Genomic DNA, 13842 nt, shown 5'->3' on the forward strand with positions numbered 1-13842 from the left:
CGTTATAAATTATAATTCGCCAAACGCCGAGATCTGCTGAAAATCGGCGATGTCGGCGATATGGTCCCACGAATACCGGACAAACAGTTTGCCGGCCTGGTAATCGGCATAAGGCTCAACGCCTTCACCCATCGCTATTTTAGCTAATGCCACAGGCTGGTTTTGGCCTGCGGCGGCAGTTAAATAAACCCATGCCGGAAACCGGGGGTTAATTTCCAATATGTATAAATGCCCTTCTGCATCGCTCATGACCTCTATTTCGTAGCCCCTTTCCAGTTGCTTGCGCGGGCAAAGTTGTCGGCCAGTTGGGTAAGCTTGTCATCTTTAATGGTAACACCCGCCCAGGCTTTCCCTTTATCGGTAATATAAAGCTTGCGCATAGCCACCAAACTGATATTGTAGCCATTACCATCCCCAAGGGCTGAGATGTTGATTTCGTTGCCCTTGATGTATTGCTGCGCTATTATCGGTACGCCCCAGGCTGCATACAATTGATGAAAGGCTTTCAATGCCTGATCCATCGTGTACACAACATAAGCATCATAAAACTTACCTTTTATTACCATAGGAAAGTTGAACTCATCAGCCGCTTTTTTAATATCATCGGTTGTGTAAAGCTTATGATCGGCGGGCACATAAAAGCCATTTTTTGTGCCGAAATTTTTTAGGTTCACCTTATCTCTTAACGCCAGTTGCTGGTGTGTTGGGAGATAAGTTGCTATGCCCATTTGCTGCAATTGCGGCGCTATCTTTATAAAATTGAACAGCTCGGAATCAAAGTTGGGGATAATGAGATCAAGCTTTTCCTGTCCGTTTATATATGCCAAACGTTCAACAAGGGCTGCCGTACCTTCGGTTGGATAGGGGAGCTGGTAAGTTTTGTTTACCTGATCCCGCAGGTAAATTCCGGGCTCCAGCGATTCGTACGACAGGCCAATTATTCGCAAACCATCTCTAAAACACTCTTTTAAACAACGGATGACTGCCATCCCCGGCCCTGGATTGTCGTTTGCATTAAGCCCGGTAACAGCAATACATAAATTAGCGTACTTGTTTGCCATCATCCTTAAATTTCGAGCAGGTTTGCTTCTTTTAGCTGCAGCATCCAATTATCCCAATCGCTGTTAAGCTGGCTTTCGCTCACCTCGTATCTGCTCAGAATATCCTGCTTAATATCATCTTCGGTTTTGCCGCTTTTCATAGCCTCAAGCAGTTGTGCCGCCATACCGTTGCCGGAAAATGAATCGCCGGTGGCAGGGTTAAAAATAAACCCGTTTTCGCTGGTGGCTATGTTGCTTTTGAGTTTCATTTTATAAGTACAGGTTTGTTTAATTAATAAAAGCTAAACTTAGCAGGTTTATATGAGTTTACAAAACCGGCTTCAGGATGCCATCAGGTATTCTATCCTTGATGCAAGCACTTCCATATCCAGCGGTTTTACAAACAAGGCATCGCATTTATAGGAGTCGGCCTGTGCTTTTTTTGTTTTAAAAGCGGTTACAATAATGATAGGTACATTGCACAGCTGCTTATCGTCCTTAAAGTCCCGGCAAACCAGTTCACAATCATTATCTAACAACAAATAATCCAAAATGATCAAATCCGGATTAATCATTTTAGCTTTATCATATATAGCATTAGGGTCAAAAGTTAAATGCACATTAAAATCACCATAGTACATAATGTCATCAATTACCGATAACATCCGGCTGTTTTTATCAAGTACTAAGATGGTTTTTTTATCGCCTGCTGTTTTCATGACTTTAGGGATTAGTATCAATTTTAATAATATAAAGTTGAGGCTATTTAAGGGGCTGTAAAATAATGTGTCGTTCAACGCCTTTAATGTGCCGATGAATTGATTATTTGTGCCAGTCTTTGATAAAATCGGTATAGTTTGTACCTACAGGAAGCTCTACGTTGGTTAGTTTTACCTTGCGGTTGTGGATAGACCTAATCTGTTCACGCGCTACCACGAAGCTGCGGTGGATGCGGATAAATTTTGATGCAGGCAGTTTTTCAATTGCACTTTTCAGGGGCATCAGTGTCAGTATGGGTTTGGCTACGCCCAGCATATGGATCTTGATGTAATCCTGCATGCTTTCAATGTATTCAATGTCTTTAATGTTGATCTTGATCAGTCTGTATTCTGAATGCACATACAGAAAATCGCTTTCATTTGGGGTATCGGTATGTTTGTACTGGTAATAGCCAATTGCCTTTTGAACCGCTGTGCCAAAGCGCAGGTTATTGATCGGTTTCAGCAGGTAATCAACCGCTTCCAGTTCGTAACCTTCATACGCATAATTTTTGTAGGCAGTGGTAAAAATAATCATTGGCTTATCAGTCAATGATTTTACCAGGTCGATACCGGTAATATCAGGCATGTTAATATCTATGAACAGCACATCCACCTTGTTCATTTTCAGGTATTCCCCGCCCGATATGGCATCCTCAAAAGTATTAACCAATGTTAGCGCGGGATATTCGGCTACATATTTTTCAATTATTTGGAGGGCCAGCGGCTCATCATCAATGGCTACACATTTTAATTGCATAATAAACAGTTTAAGCGTTAATCTCCAGTTCAACAATGTAATTACCATCGGCCACGCTAATGTCAAGCCGGTGTTTGTTAGGATAAATATGTTGCAGGCGCTGGCGGTTATTGGCAATGCCGATCCCTTTCCGTTCGGTGGCAGGTCGTTTTTCGAAAATGGTATTTTTACAGATGAACAGCATTTGGTTGCCGTTTACCCTTAAGCAAATATCAATAACTGATGGCTGGTGTTTACTTACGCCATATTTAAAAACGTTTTCAATAAAGGTCATCAGTATCAGGGGCGGAATTTTTTGATTGTCAATCTTGCCCGAAACTTCAAAATCGAGCTTTGTTTTTTTGCCGAGGCGCAGGCGTTGCAGATCGATATAATCATTGATACAATCAATTTCATTTTGCAGCAAAACAAAATCCTCCGTTACCTCATCGGTTACATAGCGCATGATGTTAGAGAGTTTCATGATGCTCTCGGAAGTATGCTCGCTATTGGTAACCGATAAGGCATAAATATTATTCAGCGTGTTGAATAAAAAATGAGGATTGATCTGGGCTTTAAGAAAAGAGAGTTCGGCATGGGCTTTTTCGGCCTCGGCACGGGTAACCATCTGCTCGGTAAGCTGCCATTTTTGAACCGTGGCAATGGCAACGCTCAGCCCCATCACAATGATAAAAATAAATAAGCCTACCATATCAATATTACCGGATTGATGAATGAAGATAATTCGGTTGGTGGGTTTAAGGCTGGGGTCCTGCATCCGCAGATCCTCATGCGGCAACGGGCCAAAAGGCATATTTTGCTGATCAGGTGCTGAGCTGTCAATTCCCGTTGGCGTAATTTGTGGTCCTATAGGCTGCGGATTGGGGGCTGTTGTTGCAACTGGTTTATTCCCTTTAATGAGATTGTGAAGAAGCAGGTTATCAAAAGGCTGCAAAAAGTAAACACAGCCTGAAAGTAATAGCACAATAATCCCATACCAGAGATATCTTTTACGGAACACGAACTTTGGCACCAGGTACCAGGCGTTCAGGTAAAACATAAATATATAGGTGAGACAAAACAGCCAGTAGTAAGGCGAAAACAGGACGGCATAGGTGCCGGCGCTGCTTTGCTGTGTGCGGTTCATGAATAATAGCGGGAACCCTAAAAACACAAGCCAGCCTGCAGCATGAATGAAAAAAGTGGTTGCTTTTGAGCGGATCATTTTATTTTAAGATTCTTTTATTCATCAATGCCGGAGCTACTGGCTGGCAAATATTTTAGCATCTAATTTAAAAAAAGCACCTGTACATTGCACAGGTGCTTCATCTTATACGAAAAAAACTATAATTCAGTGTCCCTGCTTCTGAATTATAAATCAAAGGTGAAGATGAGCGGGAGTTTTAACAACCATGTGTCGGTGAACCGGGAAATTGTATAGACGAGACGGGGGAGTGGCGTGTTTTACCTAAAATAGGGATGCGTAGATTATATAAGAAAGCCCCCTGGCACTCGCTGCTTGGGGGCTGTCACCTAAACCTTATCACTGATCAAATTATTATTTGATGCTGTAAAGGTAGCCCTGAGTTTTTAATCTGAAATTTTGTACCGACGAACGGGGTAATTGAATGGATGGAGGGGGAGTTTTGGATATTTTATGAATTTAATTCAGCGTTTTTATTAACATTGATTATAATCCAACAAATTATGAAACTACTTCTTACGTCTGCCGGAATTAGCAACATGAGTATTCAAAATGCTTTGGTAGAGCTGTTGGGTAAACCGGTTGCCGAAGCGAACGCCCTTTTTATCCCTACCGCGATATACGCCATACCCAATGGCGGCGACATAGTACGAAGGGTTATTTGCGGGTCCTTAGGTGATCCCTTTTGCCAATTGGGTTGGAAGTCGCTGGGCTTATTGGAACTTACCGCCTTACCCAGTATCAAAAAAGAGTTATGGGTTGACATGCTCCGGGAAATAGATGCTTTATTGGTAGGTGGCGGCGACTGCCAGTACCTGACCTATTGGATGCAGCAATCCGGGCTGGCGGATCTGCTGCCCTCGCTTTTACAAAAGATGGTATATGTTGGCTTGAGTGCCGGTAGTATGATCATGACCTGCTTTGGTACTACCTATGGCAACCATATCCTGCCGGCTGATAGCGATAAGTCATTAAGTTTTGTTGACTTTGCTATCCACCCGCATTTGGATCATGAGTGGTTCCCGAATAATTCGCTGGACAATATTGAGAAACTGGTTGCTTCCATACCAGTACCATCATACGCTATTGACGATCAAACCGCAATTAAAGTGACTGACGTAGCCGTTGAGGTTATTTCTGAGGGGCATTGGAAATTATTTACTCCCCGAGATTATGGCAGGCCGCTAAAAAATATTTAATAAATCCCTATTTGAGGCACATACCCCGCACTGAACATGTTCACAATTGACCGGGGAGTTAGTACTGTGATTATATCCACATTGGGCAGCCTTATTCCTTTTAGGTATCCGGCAGGGCTCCATAAATACAACTGGTTATCTTTGAGTAAATGTGATTTGCCATCATAAATTACAAATGTGCCGTTGGGCAGGGCTTTTAGTTTTTCTTGATAGGTAACTTTTGACTTATCAGCTGTAATGCGCTCTGCCTGCAAAATGTCGTCTATTTTGGCTACCGTTGTTTTCATGTCAAAACCGTATTGAGGGTTGCCTTTTAGCCAAAACTCTTTAAACCGATGATGATCCCTATACCTGCATTGAAAACAAGGCCGGTGCCCTGCTGAAAATGCCGTGGCTTCATCAAGGAAGAAGAGTTCAGTCCAGCGGTCGGGCTGCATGATTTCCCGGTGTCGGCCCCTGAACTCCAAAGCGCAGGTTATCCAGGCTTTAATTTTGAAAGCGCGTACAATTTCCTTGTCCTCATTATGGATTACGCCCCGGTTACCAAGCCAGGCACCCCGCGCTGTTGTTTTAATAAGTTGTCCAAATGGATTTACACGGTTCTGCAACATGTTATACGTTGTTTTCAATGGTCAGGATCAAAGTCACATCAATCTGTTTAAGACAGCGCGTCATGAAATATAATGCCCAGGCTATGGCGCTTACCGCTGTGAACCGGGCTTACGCCGTGCTTCATATTTACCCTGTAATAACCTTTACTTCCCTTTACTGGCCTAAAGTTAGTGGTAAATAAAACCATATCACCCATGCCAGGGGTAAGTACATTAACTTTTGATTGCGCCCGCGGAATTTTCTCGGTGATTACAAATTCGCCGCCGGTATAATCTCTGTTGTGTTGATCGAGCATGAAAACCATTTGGATGGGGAAATATACCTCGCCGTAAAGGTCCTGGTGCAGGGTGTTAAATCCGCCTTCTGTGTATTGCAATATCAGGGCTGTGGGTTTGGTTTGCCCGGCTTCATGGCTTAACTGTTTCATTTCTTCATGGGTGCCGGGGAATTGTTTGTCAAAACCAAGTTCATTCATCCATTTATTGGCCACAGGTACGATGTACGGATAAACGCTCTCCCTTAAATCGGTTATAATTGCAGGAAGCGGGTATTTATAGTATTTGTATTCGCCGTATCCAAATCTGTAGCGCTCCATGATGACGGTTTTACGGTAAGCATCTGCGTCATAATAGCTGATCAATGTATCGCAGTAGCGTTCACCTAAAACCTGTTTAACAATTGCAAAACCGTTGTCATGTAATGTTTTATTAATTTGATCCCAATCAAGATTTTTGATGCGATCTTTAAGTGTTTGTTCCGGTGTCATTTTTGTTATTTTGAATAGTATCAAAACTATCGTTAGGAAGATTGGTGGGCAATCCGATTCTTGCGGAATTTATACTGTCGGTTCCATCGAAGAAAAAGTATTAAAATACATTATCATGAAGATTAAACTTAAACGGGTTTATGAACCTTATACCGAGGCAGATGGCGTTAGGGTTTTGGTGGACCGCCTTTGGCCGCGGGGGATAAAAAAGGAAGACCAACGGATTGACAAGTGGTTTAAAGATGTAGCTCCATCTAACGAACTAAGAAAATGGTACAACCATGATCCTGAGAAATTTGAAGCCTTTAACCAAAAATACCGCACTGAAACTGAGGGTGCAAAGGCTTTGGATGAATTGGTAGATTATATCAGGCAGCATAAAATAGTGACGCTGGTGTTTTCTTCAAAGGAGCTGAAATTAAATAATGCGGTAGTTTTAAGCAAGATAATCGAAGAGCATATCGCCTGAAAACTCCGCAAGAATCGGATTGTTGAGCAGAGACGAGGCCGGTACCTTTGTGTTGTAAATACAAAAAACACAATTGAATTTATTTAAAAAAAGGCTTTATGAAAACTCAACAAGAGATAGATTATACCCGCATAGCAGACGCGATTGGCTTTTTCAGGGAGAATTTTAAGGCACAGCCTAAACTGGACGAAGTTGCGGAACATGTTAATTTAAGCCCCTTTCATTTTCAACGGATGTTTAAGGATTGGGCAGGGGTAACCCCAAAACAATTCCTGCAGTATTTGAGTGTGGAGCATGCCAAGGAAATCTTGAAACATGAAGACGCGAATGTTTTTAATACCGCGCTGCAAACAGGTCTTTCGGGAGGTGGCCGGCTGCATGACCTTTTTATTAAGGTAGAAGGTATGACCCCCGGCGAATACCGTAACGGCGGAGCCATGCTGCATATCAACTATTCGTTTGCAGATACACCTTTTGGTAAGGTGATCGTAGCATCCACTGCTAAAGGGATTTGCCACATGGCGTTTGTTGATGAGGGCGAAGAGAAAGCATTGGAGCAACTGAAGATAAGTTTTCCTAACGCGGTATTCAACCAGTTAGTTGACAGGATCCAGCAGAACGCTTTATTTATTTTTACGCAGGATTGGAGCCGTTTGGACGAGATCAAGCTGCATTTAAAAGGGACCGATTTCCAGATCAAAGTGTGGGAGACGTTATTGAAAGTACCTCCCGGCGGATTAACCTCTTATGGCTCACTTGCCAAAAAAGCAGGCAGCGAAAATGCTTACCGAGCAGTCGGCTCAGCGGTGGGTAGTAACCCCGTAGCATTCCTGATCCCCTGCCACCGGGTAATCAAATCAACCGGCGAAATCGGCCAGTATCATTGGGGCAGTACCCGTAAAAACGCAATAATAGGCTGGGAAGCAGCGCTAAAGGAGCGGGTTGAATAAGGTTTGTGAGCAAGGGGGATATGCAATTGCCCTCAAGCGTCCGCGCTTACATAGCAACGCTAAAGTAAGCGTGGACGTAAACATAAAAATGAGTATGTCCTGTTTTACAGATCACTGGAACAACGCCTCAGTGTGGAGTAAAGTGCCGGGCTCATCAAAAACTGTGTCTGCAGTTACCGCATCTCCGAACCTGTTCGCCAGGAGAGCCAGCGGGCGAACAAAATAGAATTGCCTGCGAGGAAAATTTTAAGCCACAACCTGCGTTATTTTAGCTCACCTGTCATGATTAGCTGAATGCGTAACACCATAAAAATCACCTGGTATTTTTATAAGTCGATGTTGTTATGGTGCATGACCATCAACATGATCTGCATCTACTATTTGTTTCGCGGAGAGGTTAATATTGTAGAATCATACATTTTTAAAATAATGAGTTATGGTTTAATTATCGGCTTCCGGTATTATAATTACAACTCAACTAAAACCTTCTTCTACTTCCGTAATGCAGGTTACGGGATCGACAAGTTATACCTGTACGCCCTTACGTGCGATGCCCTGGCCTACGGAATACTGCTATCACTCTTAAAACTGGTAAAATATTGGGTCAGTATATTTTAAAAACCGACAGCGTTCACCTCGAGTTTGATGGACGCAAAATTTTACAGGATATTTATCTCGATTGCCGCCAGGGCGAGGTGGTAGGTTTGCTTGGCCGCAACGGCTGTGGCAAGTCATCGCTGCTGCGGGTTATTTTCGGTAGCCTGAAGCCAACTTACAAGCACGTAAGCATCGACGATGAACACATTTATAAAGGTTATGACGATGGTCGGGTAGCTTATTTGCCCCAGCACAATTATCTGCCGCAAAGTATAAAGATCCAAAGCCTTGCTGGTACCATTATCGACCCTCAATTTACTGATGAATTTACCTCATTGTCAATTTACCAGGATCATCATCACAAAAAGCCCGGCCAGCTATCCGGCGGAGAACTCAGGCAATTGGAAACCCTGATGTGTATTTACAGCCGGGCAGATTTTATATTGCTCGATGAGCCATTTACTCATGTTTCGCCGGTGCAGGCGGAAATGTTTAAGGGTATCATTCGTAAATGCGCTAAGGTAAAAGGTATCATTGTTACCGACCATCAGTATTATAATATCCTTGACGTGGCCGATAGAATAGTACTAATTACCGACGGGAGCACCAAAGCCATCAACAGCCCTGATGATCTGATCAGGCACGGCTATATTAATCACATTATTTAAATGCCGGGAGGTGTAACTTAAAGTGTAAAACGAGGGTCTGATAGGTATATACTTAATACCATGTTCAGGGTTTACTTATTGATCGCTTTTTTAACTTTCTGCTGTTTGGGTGCAGCGGGAAGCGGGAAAACGACCATTAATGGCATCACCTTTAAAAACGTACAATCAGACCCGGATCCTTCACCAACCGGCGATTTTAAAACCTTGGTCATCCCCATAAAACGAGCTGGTAACCTGATTGTTATTGAAGCCCAGATCGATACCCTTGAAGGTAATTTTGTGCTGGATACCGGCGCGCCGTATCTGGTTTTAAATGAAACCTATTTTAGGGATCTGCCACACGTAGCTGAGCAGGAATCTGCAGGAATCAACGGCGTTGCCGGCAGTTCTTTTACTACTTATATCCGTAATTTTAACATCCTTGACCTACATTATCCAAGGCTCAGGGCCGATGTTACCGATCTGTCCTCTATCGAAAACAGTAAAGGGATCAAAATATTGGGATTACTGGGTACCCGGGTATTTTCAGATTTTGCCATTACAGTCGATCTGTTCCGTAATACACTATATATTCAAAAGCTTGACGAAAACGGCAATATCCCTCCGGCTGAGAAAGTATTTTACGACCGGTTTATGGTAAGCCCTTTCCGCATGCTTAATGATGTTATTTTAATGAAGGGCACTGTTAATGATAATTCGCTTTGGTTCGCTTTTGACAGCGCAGCAGAAACCAGTTTGCTCGATTACAGGAGATCAAAAAAGCTAATGCCCGATATGGAGGTAGTTAGCCGCTCAAAAATTATGGGGATTGGCGGTACTTCTATCGAGGTGATCTATACCCGTTTTGATAACCTGGTTGTGGGCGACCGCAAGTATATGAAAAACCGGATCCTGATCACCAATCTCGAAAAAATGGGGAACGCTTATGGTTACACAATAGATGGTGTATTGGGTTACGATTTCTTTGTAAGGGGCATATTCACCATCAACTTTGTTAAAAAAGAATTTGAAATGTACATTTACAATAATCAGTAATGAAAAGAGGGGCCTATATAGTTATTGTTTTTTTTGCGATGGTTTGCATGGCTTTGTCTGCAAGCGCGCAAAAACGCGGTAAGCTGGTTATGGGCGGCGATAACCTAAGGCTGCTTATTGATATGCGGTCGACTAAAACGGAGGTAGATAGCTTGCTCAAAAAAGCCGGGTTAAAAGGTGCAAATGCCGCTGCTATTTTGAAGGGAGATTTTACCGCTCTGAAAAAAGACGGCTGGACAATGGCCGAAAAACAGGGAAATATAATAGAGTTCGACAGGCCGCTTGAGGCCCTTAACCTGAACCCGCAAGTTACTCCTTACCTGATAACTACTAAAATAGATAACAATGATAATGAGTCGCCGGGGTATCCGGCTGATGTTAGCTTCGGCATCAATAACTTTGCTAAAATCACCGTTCATGAACTACCATCTGGATTAACCCGTTTCTTTTTGCCCGGTTATGCCCAAAGTAAAAGGGTACTGTTATCAGGTAACTTTAATAACTGGAGCACCCTTAAAGGTATCATGGCCAAAACCGACAGCGGTTGGATTGCCGACATAAAGCTGAAACCCGGCAAGTATGAATATAAATTTATTGTGGATGGCCATTGGACCAGTGACCGTTATAACAACCTGGTGAGCGATCATGACGATAATTCAATATACTTTCGTTATAACTACACTTTTAAGCTTAACGGATACGCCAATGCCCATAAAATAACACTGGCAGCGAGTTTTAATGATTGGGACGCTAACAATATCGTTCTCGAGAAAAGTCCCAAAGGCTGGCAAAAACAGCTTTACCTGCACGAAGGCACACAGGCGTATCGTTTCCTGGTTGATGGCAAATGGATCACCGATCCAGCTAATCCTAATAAGATCCAGGGCGCTGATGGATATACCAACTCAGTGCTGAACCTTGGCGAAACGGTTGTATTTAAGCTTGATGGTTATACCAATGCAAAGAAAGTGTACGTTGGCGGAAGCTTCAATAATTGGGAACATGGCCTGATCCCGCTTACCAAAACCAAAACGGGCTGGGCATCGTCCTTAATTATTCCGCCGGGCAATTATGGCTATAAGTTTGTTGTGGATGATAACTGGATCACCGACCCCAAAAACCCTCGTAATATGATGGAGGGCGGCGTTGTTAATTCATATATTTCGGTGAAACCAAATTATACGTTTAAGCTAAGCGGTTTCAATAATGCAAAAAAGGTTCATTTAGCGGGCAGTTTTAACAACTTTGATGATTTTGGTTACACACTTGCTTTTAACGGTAAAGAGTGGACGGTAAGTGTTTACCTGAAACCAGGCAAGCAACTGTACAAGTTTATTGTGGATGATAAATGGATGATAGACCCGGGCAATAAACTTTACGAACCTAACCAATATAATTCGGGTAATTCCGTTTTATGGATCGAGTGAGAAAAGAATCGAGAGATAAGAACCAAGAGATCAGGATCAAGAGAAAAGAATTAAGAAGCGGGAAAATATTAATAAAGATCTTGATTCTTGCAGTATTGTATCTTGATTCTCACAGTCTTGCATCATGATTCTGGTATTCTTGAATCTTGATTCTTATATTCTTGCATTTTGACTCTCACCTCGTTATATTAGCTAAAATACAATATTTTTATGACCATCCCCATATACCAGGCCGACGCATTTACCGATAAGCTCTTTGGCGGTAACCCGGCGGCAATTTGTCCGCTTAATGAATGGTTGCCCGATGTTACCATGCAAATGATAGCCATTGAAAATAACCTTGCCGAAACCGCTTTTTTTGTGAAAAACGGGGATGGCTACAAATTGCGCTGGTTTACGCCCGAGTATGAGATAGATCTTTGCGGGCATGCTACCCTGGCATCTGCTCATATCCTATTTTCGGAGCTGGGATATGAGGGAGATGTAATTCATTTTGAAACCGTAAAGGCCGGAACGCTAATTGTAAAGCGCGATGGCGATAAATATACTATGGATTTTCCGTCGAGGCCACCTATCCCAATTGAGGCTCCAAACGGATTGGCCGAAGCGCTTGGTGAAAAGCAGCCGGTAGCATTTTTGCGCTCGCGTGATTATTTCATTGTTTATGAAACCGAGCAGGATATCAGGGAGCTTACGCCCGATTTCTTCGCCATGTCAAAAATGGATACGGTAGGGATCATAGCCACCGCTCCTGGCGATAACTCTGATTTTGTTTCACGCTTTTTTGCCCCCGGCGCAGGCATCCCCGAAGACCCGGTTACCGGATCGGCACATTGTAACCTGATCCCGTATTGGGCAAAACGCCTTGGTAAAGATAGCCTCCATGCCTATCAGCTTTCGGCCCGCCGCGGCGAGCTTTGGTGCGAGCTTAAAGGTGATAGGGTATTGATGAGCGGTAAAGCGGTTACTTATCTGAAGGGGGAGATCAGGGTTTGATTTCTTCCTCATGTTATTGCAGGGAGGAACGACGAAGTAATTGCACAGAAGCATAGCTGCTCTGTAAAGCAAGCGATTGCCGCGCTGCGCTCGAAATGATTAACTACATCAACCTTTCACCTTTAGCCTTTTTCCTTTCACCTCAAATCAAAATATACTTTCAAAACTCAATTATTTATAATTACTTTGGAGGTTTGGACTTTGCAAGGTACTTAATAAATTAAATGCAGCTTACCCGTTTAGAAATCAAAGGCTTCAAGAGTTTCGGCGATAAAATAACCATCAATTTTAATGAGGGTGTTACCGCTATTGTAGGCCCTAACGGTTGCGGTAAGTCAAATGTTGTTGACAGTATCCGTTGGGTTTTGGGTGAGCAAAGCACCCGGATGCTCCGTTCGGAGAAAATGGATAACGTTATTTTTAACGGTACCAAAAGCCGTAAATCGGCTAACCTTGCCGAAGTTTCCCTCACTTTTGATAATACAAAAAACGTACTGCCAACCGATTATTCGCAGGTAACGCTTACTCGTAAGCTTTACCGCACGGGCGAAAGCGAATACCGACTTAACGATGTACAGTGCCGTTTAAAGGATATTACCGATCTTTTTTGGATACGGGTATCGGCTCCGACTCCTATTCTATCATCGAGCTCCGGATGATCGACGAGATCATCACCAATAAGGAGGGCTCACGCCGTAACCTGTTTGAGGAAGCATCGGGCATCTCTAAATACAAGCTCCGCAAAAAGCAAACTTTCAGTAAGCTGAAAGAGACAGAGGCCGATTTGGCCCGTGTTGATGACCTGCTGTTTGAGATTGAGAAGAACCTGAAATCGCTGGAGAACCAGGCGAAGAAAACTGAACGATACTATCGTCTCAAGGAGCAGTATAAAACATTGAGCATTATGCTGGCTTCGTTCAGGATCGTGGCTTTCAGCGAATCATTAAAAAAGATAGAGGAGCAGGAGCTAAAGCATAAGGCCGAGAAGGGCGATATCGTAGCCCAGATTGATACTTTGGAAGCGACTTTACAGCAACAAAAGCTGGATAGCATCACCAAAGAAAAAACCTCTCTGTTCAGCAAAAAACAACCAACGAGTTTGTTTCCAAGATCCGCGCTTACGAAAGCGAAAAGAAGATCAAGAATGAACAGTTGAAGTTTCAACAAGATAAGGAATCGCGTCTGACTGAAGAGTTAGAACGGGACAAAAACCAGCTGAACCACGTATTATACAACATTAAACGCCTAAACGAGGAAAAGGCTACTGAAGATGAAACCCTGCAAGCTATTCAAAGCAGGGTAACTGATTTAAAGGAGGCTGTTGACGAATTGCGCGCCCAGCAAACCGAAGCACGTAATGAGCTAAACGAACTTAATAATAT

18 protein-coding genes are annotated in these 13842 nt (G+C 43.1%); 10 read left to right on the forward strand and 8 right to left on the reverse strand.

The window, feature by feature from the left end:
* Positions 1-9: 9 nt before the first annotated feature.
* The 6 genes from ACQ86K_RS06570 to ACQ86K_RS06595 all read right to left on the reverse strand — a co-directional run bounded on the left by ACQ86K_RS06570 (position 10) and on the right by ACQ86K_RS06595 (position 3762).
* Positions 10-249 (reverse strand): hypothetical protein, encoded by a 240-nt coding sequence (locus tag ACQ86K_RS06570; protein ID WP_431200043.1) that lies wholly within the window; start codon positions 247-249, stop codon positions 10-12.
* Positions 250-254: 5 nt separating this feature from the next.
* Positions 255-1064 (reverse strand): hypothetical protein, encoded by an 810-nt coding sequence (locus tag ACQ86K_RS06575; RefSeq protein WP_431200044.1) that lies wholly within the window; start codon positions 1062-1064, stop codon positions 255-257.
* Between the two features lie 2 nt (positions 1065-1066).
* Positions 1067-1309 carry a PqqD family protein gene (locus ACQ86K_RS06580; RefSeq protein ID WP_091163009.1) on the reverse strand — a complete coding sequence of 81 codons (243 nt, stop codon included), beginning with the start codon at positions 1307-1309 and terminating at the stop codon, positions 1067-1069.
* Between the two features lie 72 nt (positions 1310-1381).
* Entirely contained in the window at positions 1382-1759 is a 378-nt protein-coding gene (locus ACQ86K_RS06585) for a response regulator (protein ID WP_091163010.1), read from the reverse strand.
* Positions 1760-1862: 103 nt separating this feature from the next.
* Positions 1863-2558 (reverse strand): LytR/AlgR family response regulator transcription factor, encoded by a 696-nt coding sequence (locus ACQ86K_RS06590; RefSeq protein ID WP_091163480.1) that lies wholly within the window; start codon positions 2556-2558, stop codon positions 1863-1865.
* Positions 2559-2568: 10 nt separating this feature from the next.
* Positions 2569-3762, reverse strand: coding sequence for a sensor histidine kinase (locus ACQ86K_RS06595; RefSeq protein WP_091163011.1), 1194 nt, complete (start codon positions 3760-3762; stop codon positions 2569-2571).
* Positions 3763-4244: 482 nt separating this feature from the next.
* On the opposite strand from ACQ86K_RS06595, the gene ACQ86K_RS06600 reads away from it, so the two are divergent.
* Positions 4245-4940 (forward strand): Type 1 glutamine amidotransferase-like domain-containing protein, encoded by a 696-nt coding sequence (locus ACQ86K_RS06600; protein ID WP_091163482.1) that lies wholly within the window; start codon positions 4245-4247, stop codon positions 4938-4940.
* Here the strand turns inward: ACQ86K_RS06600 and ACQ86K_RS06605 are convergent.
* Both ACQ86K_RS06605 and ACQ86K_RS06610 read right to left on the reverse strand, forming a co-directional pair.
* Positions 4937-5551, reverse strand: coding sequence for a hypothetical protein (locus tag ACQ86K_RS06605; protein ID WP_091163012.1), 615 nt, complete (start codon positions 5549-5551; stop codon positions 4937-4939). The genes ACQ86K_RS06600 and ACQ86K_RS06605 overlap by 4 nt on opposite strands.
* Before the next feature lie 47 nt (positions 5552-5598).
* Positions 5599-6318 carry a 2OG-Fe(II) oxygenase gene (locus ACQ86K_RS06610; protein WP_091163013.1) on the reverse strand — a complete coding sequence of 240 codons (720 nt, stop codon included), beginning with the start codon at positions 6316-6318 and terminating at the stop codon, positions 5599-5601.
* A 115-nt stretch (positions 6319-6433) separates the two neighbouring features.
* On the opposite strand from ACQ86K_RS06610, the gene ACQ86K_RS06615 reads away from it, so the two are divergent.
* From ACQ86K_RS06615 to ACQ86K_RS06655, 9 genes are all read left to right on the forward strand, one after another.
* Positions 6434-6787 carry a DUF488 domain-containing protein gene (locus ACQ86K_RS06615; protein ID WP_218134348.1) on the forward strand — a complete coding sequence of 118 codons (354 nt, stop codon included), beginning with the start codon at positions 6434-6436 and terminating at the stop codon, positions 6785-6787.
* Between the two features lie 98 nt (positions 6788-6885).
* A complete protein-coding gene (locus ACQ86K_RS06620; protein WP_091163014.1) occupies positions 6886-7737 on the forward strand; it encodes a methylated-DNA--[protein]-cysteine S-methyltransferase in 852 nt (283 codons plus the stop codon).
* Positions 7738-8031: 294 nt separating this feature from the next.
* Positions 8032-8355, forward strand: a complete 324-nt coding sequence (locus tag ACQ86K_RS06625; RefSeq protein WP_129569333.1) for a hypothetical protein — start codon at positions 8032-8034, stop codon at positions 8353-8355.
* Positions 8337-9002 carry an ATP-binding cassette domain-containing protein gene (locus ACQ86K_RS06630; RefSeq protein ID WP_176844366.1) on the forward strand — a complete coding sequence of 222 codons (666 nt, stop codon included), beginning with the start codon at positions 8337-8339 and terminating at the stop codon, positions 9000-9002. Before ACQ86K_RS06625 ends, ACQ86K_RS06630 begins: the two co-directional genes overlap by 19 nt.
* Positions 9003-9062: 60 nt before the next feature.
* Positions 9063-10037: an aspartyl protease family protein gene (locus tag ACQ86K_RS06635; RefSeq protein WP_091163016.1), complete on the forward strand. Its 975-nt coding sequence runs from the start codon at positions 9063-9065 to the stop codon at positions 10035-10037.
* Positions 10037-11464, forward strand: coding sequence for a hypothetical protein (locus tag ACQ86K_RS06640; protein WP_091163017.1), 1428 nt, complete (start codon positions 10037-10039; stop codon positions 11462-11464). The genes ACQ86K_RS06635 and ACQ86K_RS06640 overlap by 1 nt, the downstream gene beginning before the upstream one ends.
* 210 nt (positions 11465-11674) lie before the next feature.
* A complete protein-coding gene (locus tag ACQ86K_RS06645; RefSeq protein WP_091163018.1) occupies positions 11675-12460 on the forward strand; it encodes a PhzF family phenazine biosynthesis protein in 786 nt (261 codons plus the stop codon).
* A gap of 224 nt (positions 12461-12684) precedes the next feature.
* Positions 12685-13119, forward strand: a complete 435-nt coding sequence (locus ACQ86K_RS06650; RefSeq protein WP_431200045.1) for an AAA family ATPase — start codon at positions 12685-12687, stop codon at positions 13117-13119.
* On the forward strand, positions 13068-13616 hold the full coding sequence (locus tag ACQ86K_RS06655; RefSeq protein WP_431200046.1) for a hypothetical protein: 549 nt from the start codon (positions 13068-13070) through the stop codon (positions 13614-13616). The genes ACQ86K_RS06650 and ACQ86K_RS06655 overlap by 52 nt, the downstream gene beginning before the upstream one ends.
* Positions 13617-13842: the final 226 nt, after the last annotated feature.

It is taken from the genome of Mucilaginibacter sp. P19 (assembly GCF_050632265.1).
Classification (GTDB): Bacteria; Bacteroidota; Bacteroidia; order Sphingobacteriales; family Sphingobacteriaceae; genus Mucilaginibacter; species Mucilaginibacter gossypii.

Excerpts from the sequence above, each read along its gene's own strand:
- ACQ86K_RS06580 (WP_091163009.1), bottom strand. The coding sequence starts at position 1,309 with ATGAAACTCAAAAGCAACATAGCCACCAGCGAAAACGGGTTTATTTTT.
- ACQ86K_RS06575 (WP_431200044.1), bottom strand. The coding sequence starts at position 1,064 with ATGATGGCAAACAAGTACGCTAATTTATGTATTGCTGTTACCGGGCTT.
- ACQ86K_RS06585 (WP_091163010.1), bottom strand. The coding sequence starts at position 1,759 with ATGAAAACAGCAGGCGATAAAAAAACCATCTTAGTACTTGATAAAAAC.
- ACQ86K_RS06590 (WP_091163480.1), bottom strand. The coding sequence starts at position 2,558 with ATGCAATTAAAATGTGTAGCCATTGATGATGAGCCGCTGGCCCTCCAA.
- ACQ86K_RS06605 (WP_091163012.1), bottom strand. The coding sequence starts at position 5,551 with ATGTTGCAGAACCGTGTAAATCCATTTGGACAACTTATTAAAACAACA.
- ACQ86K_RS06615 (WP_218134348.1), top strand. The coding sequence starts at position 6,434 with ATGAAGATTAAACTTAAACGGGTTTATGAACCTTATACCGAGGCAGAT.
- ACQ86K_RS06570 (WP_431200043.1), bottom strand. The coding sequence starts at position 249 with ATGAGCGATGCAGAAGGGCATTTATACATATTGGAAATTAACCCCCGG.
- ACQ86K_RS06625 (WP_129569333.1), top strand. The coding sequence starts at position 8,032 with ATGCGTAACACCATAAAAATCACCTGGTATTTTTATAAGTCGATGTTG.
- ACQ86K_RS06595 (WP_091163011.1), bottom strand. The coding sequence starts at position 3,762 with ATGATCCGCTCAAAAGCAACCACTTTTTTCATTCATGCTGCAGGCTGG.
- ACQ86K_RS06645 (WP_091163018.1), top strand. The coding sequence starts at position 11,675 with ATGACCATCCCCATATACCAGGCCGACGCATTTACCGATAAGCTCTTT.
- ACQ86K_RS06600 (WP_091163482.1), top strand. The coding sequence starts at position 4,245 with ATGAAACTACTTCTTACGTCTGCCGGAATTAGCAACATGAGTATTCAA.
- ACQ86K_RS06640 (WP_091163017.1), top strand. The coding sequence starts at position 10,037 with ATGAAAAGAGGGGCCTATATAGTTATTGTTTTTTTTGCGATGGTTTGC.
- ACQ86K_RS06610 (WP_091163013.1), bottom strand. The coding sequence starts at position 6,318 with ATGACACCGGAACAAACACTTAAAGATCGCATCAAAAATCTTGATTGG.
- ACQ86K_RS06620 (WP_091163014.1), top strand. The coding sequence starts at position 6,886 with ATGAAAACTCAACAAGAGATAGATTATACCCGCATAGCAGACGCGATT.
- ACQ86K_RS06650 (WP_431200045.1), top strand. The coding sequence starts at position 12,685 with ATGCAGCTTACCCGTTTAGAAATCAAAGGCTTCAAGAGTTTCGGCGAT.
- ACQ86K_RS06635 (WP_091163016.1), top strand. The coding sequence starts at position 9,063 with ATGTTCAGGGTTTACTTATTGATCGCTTTTTTAACTTTCTGCTGTTTG.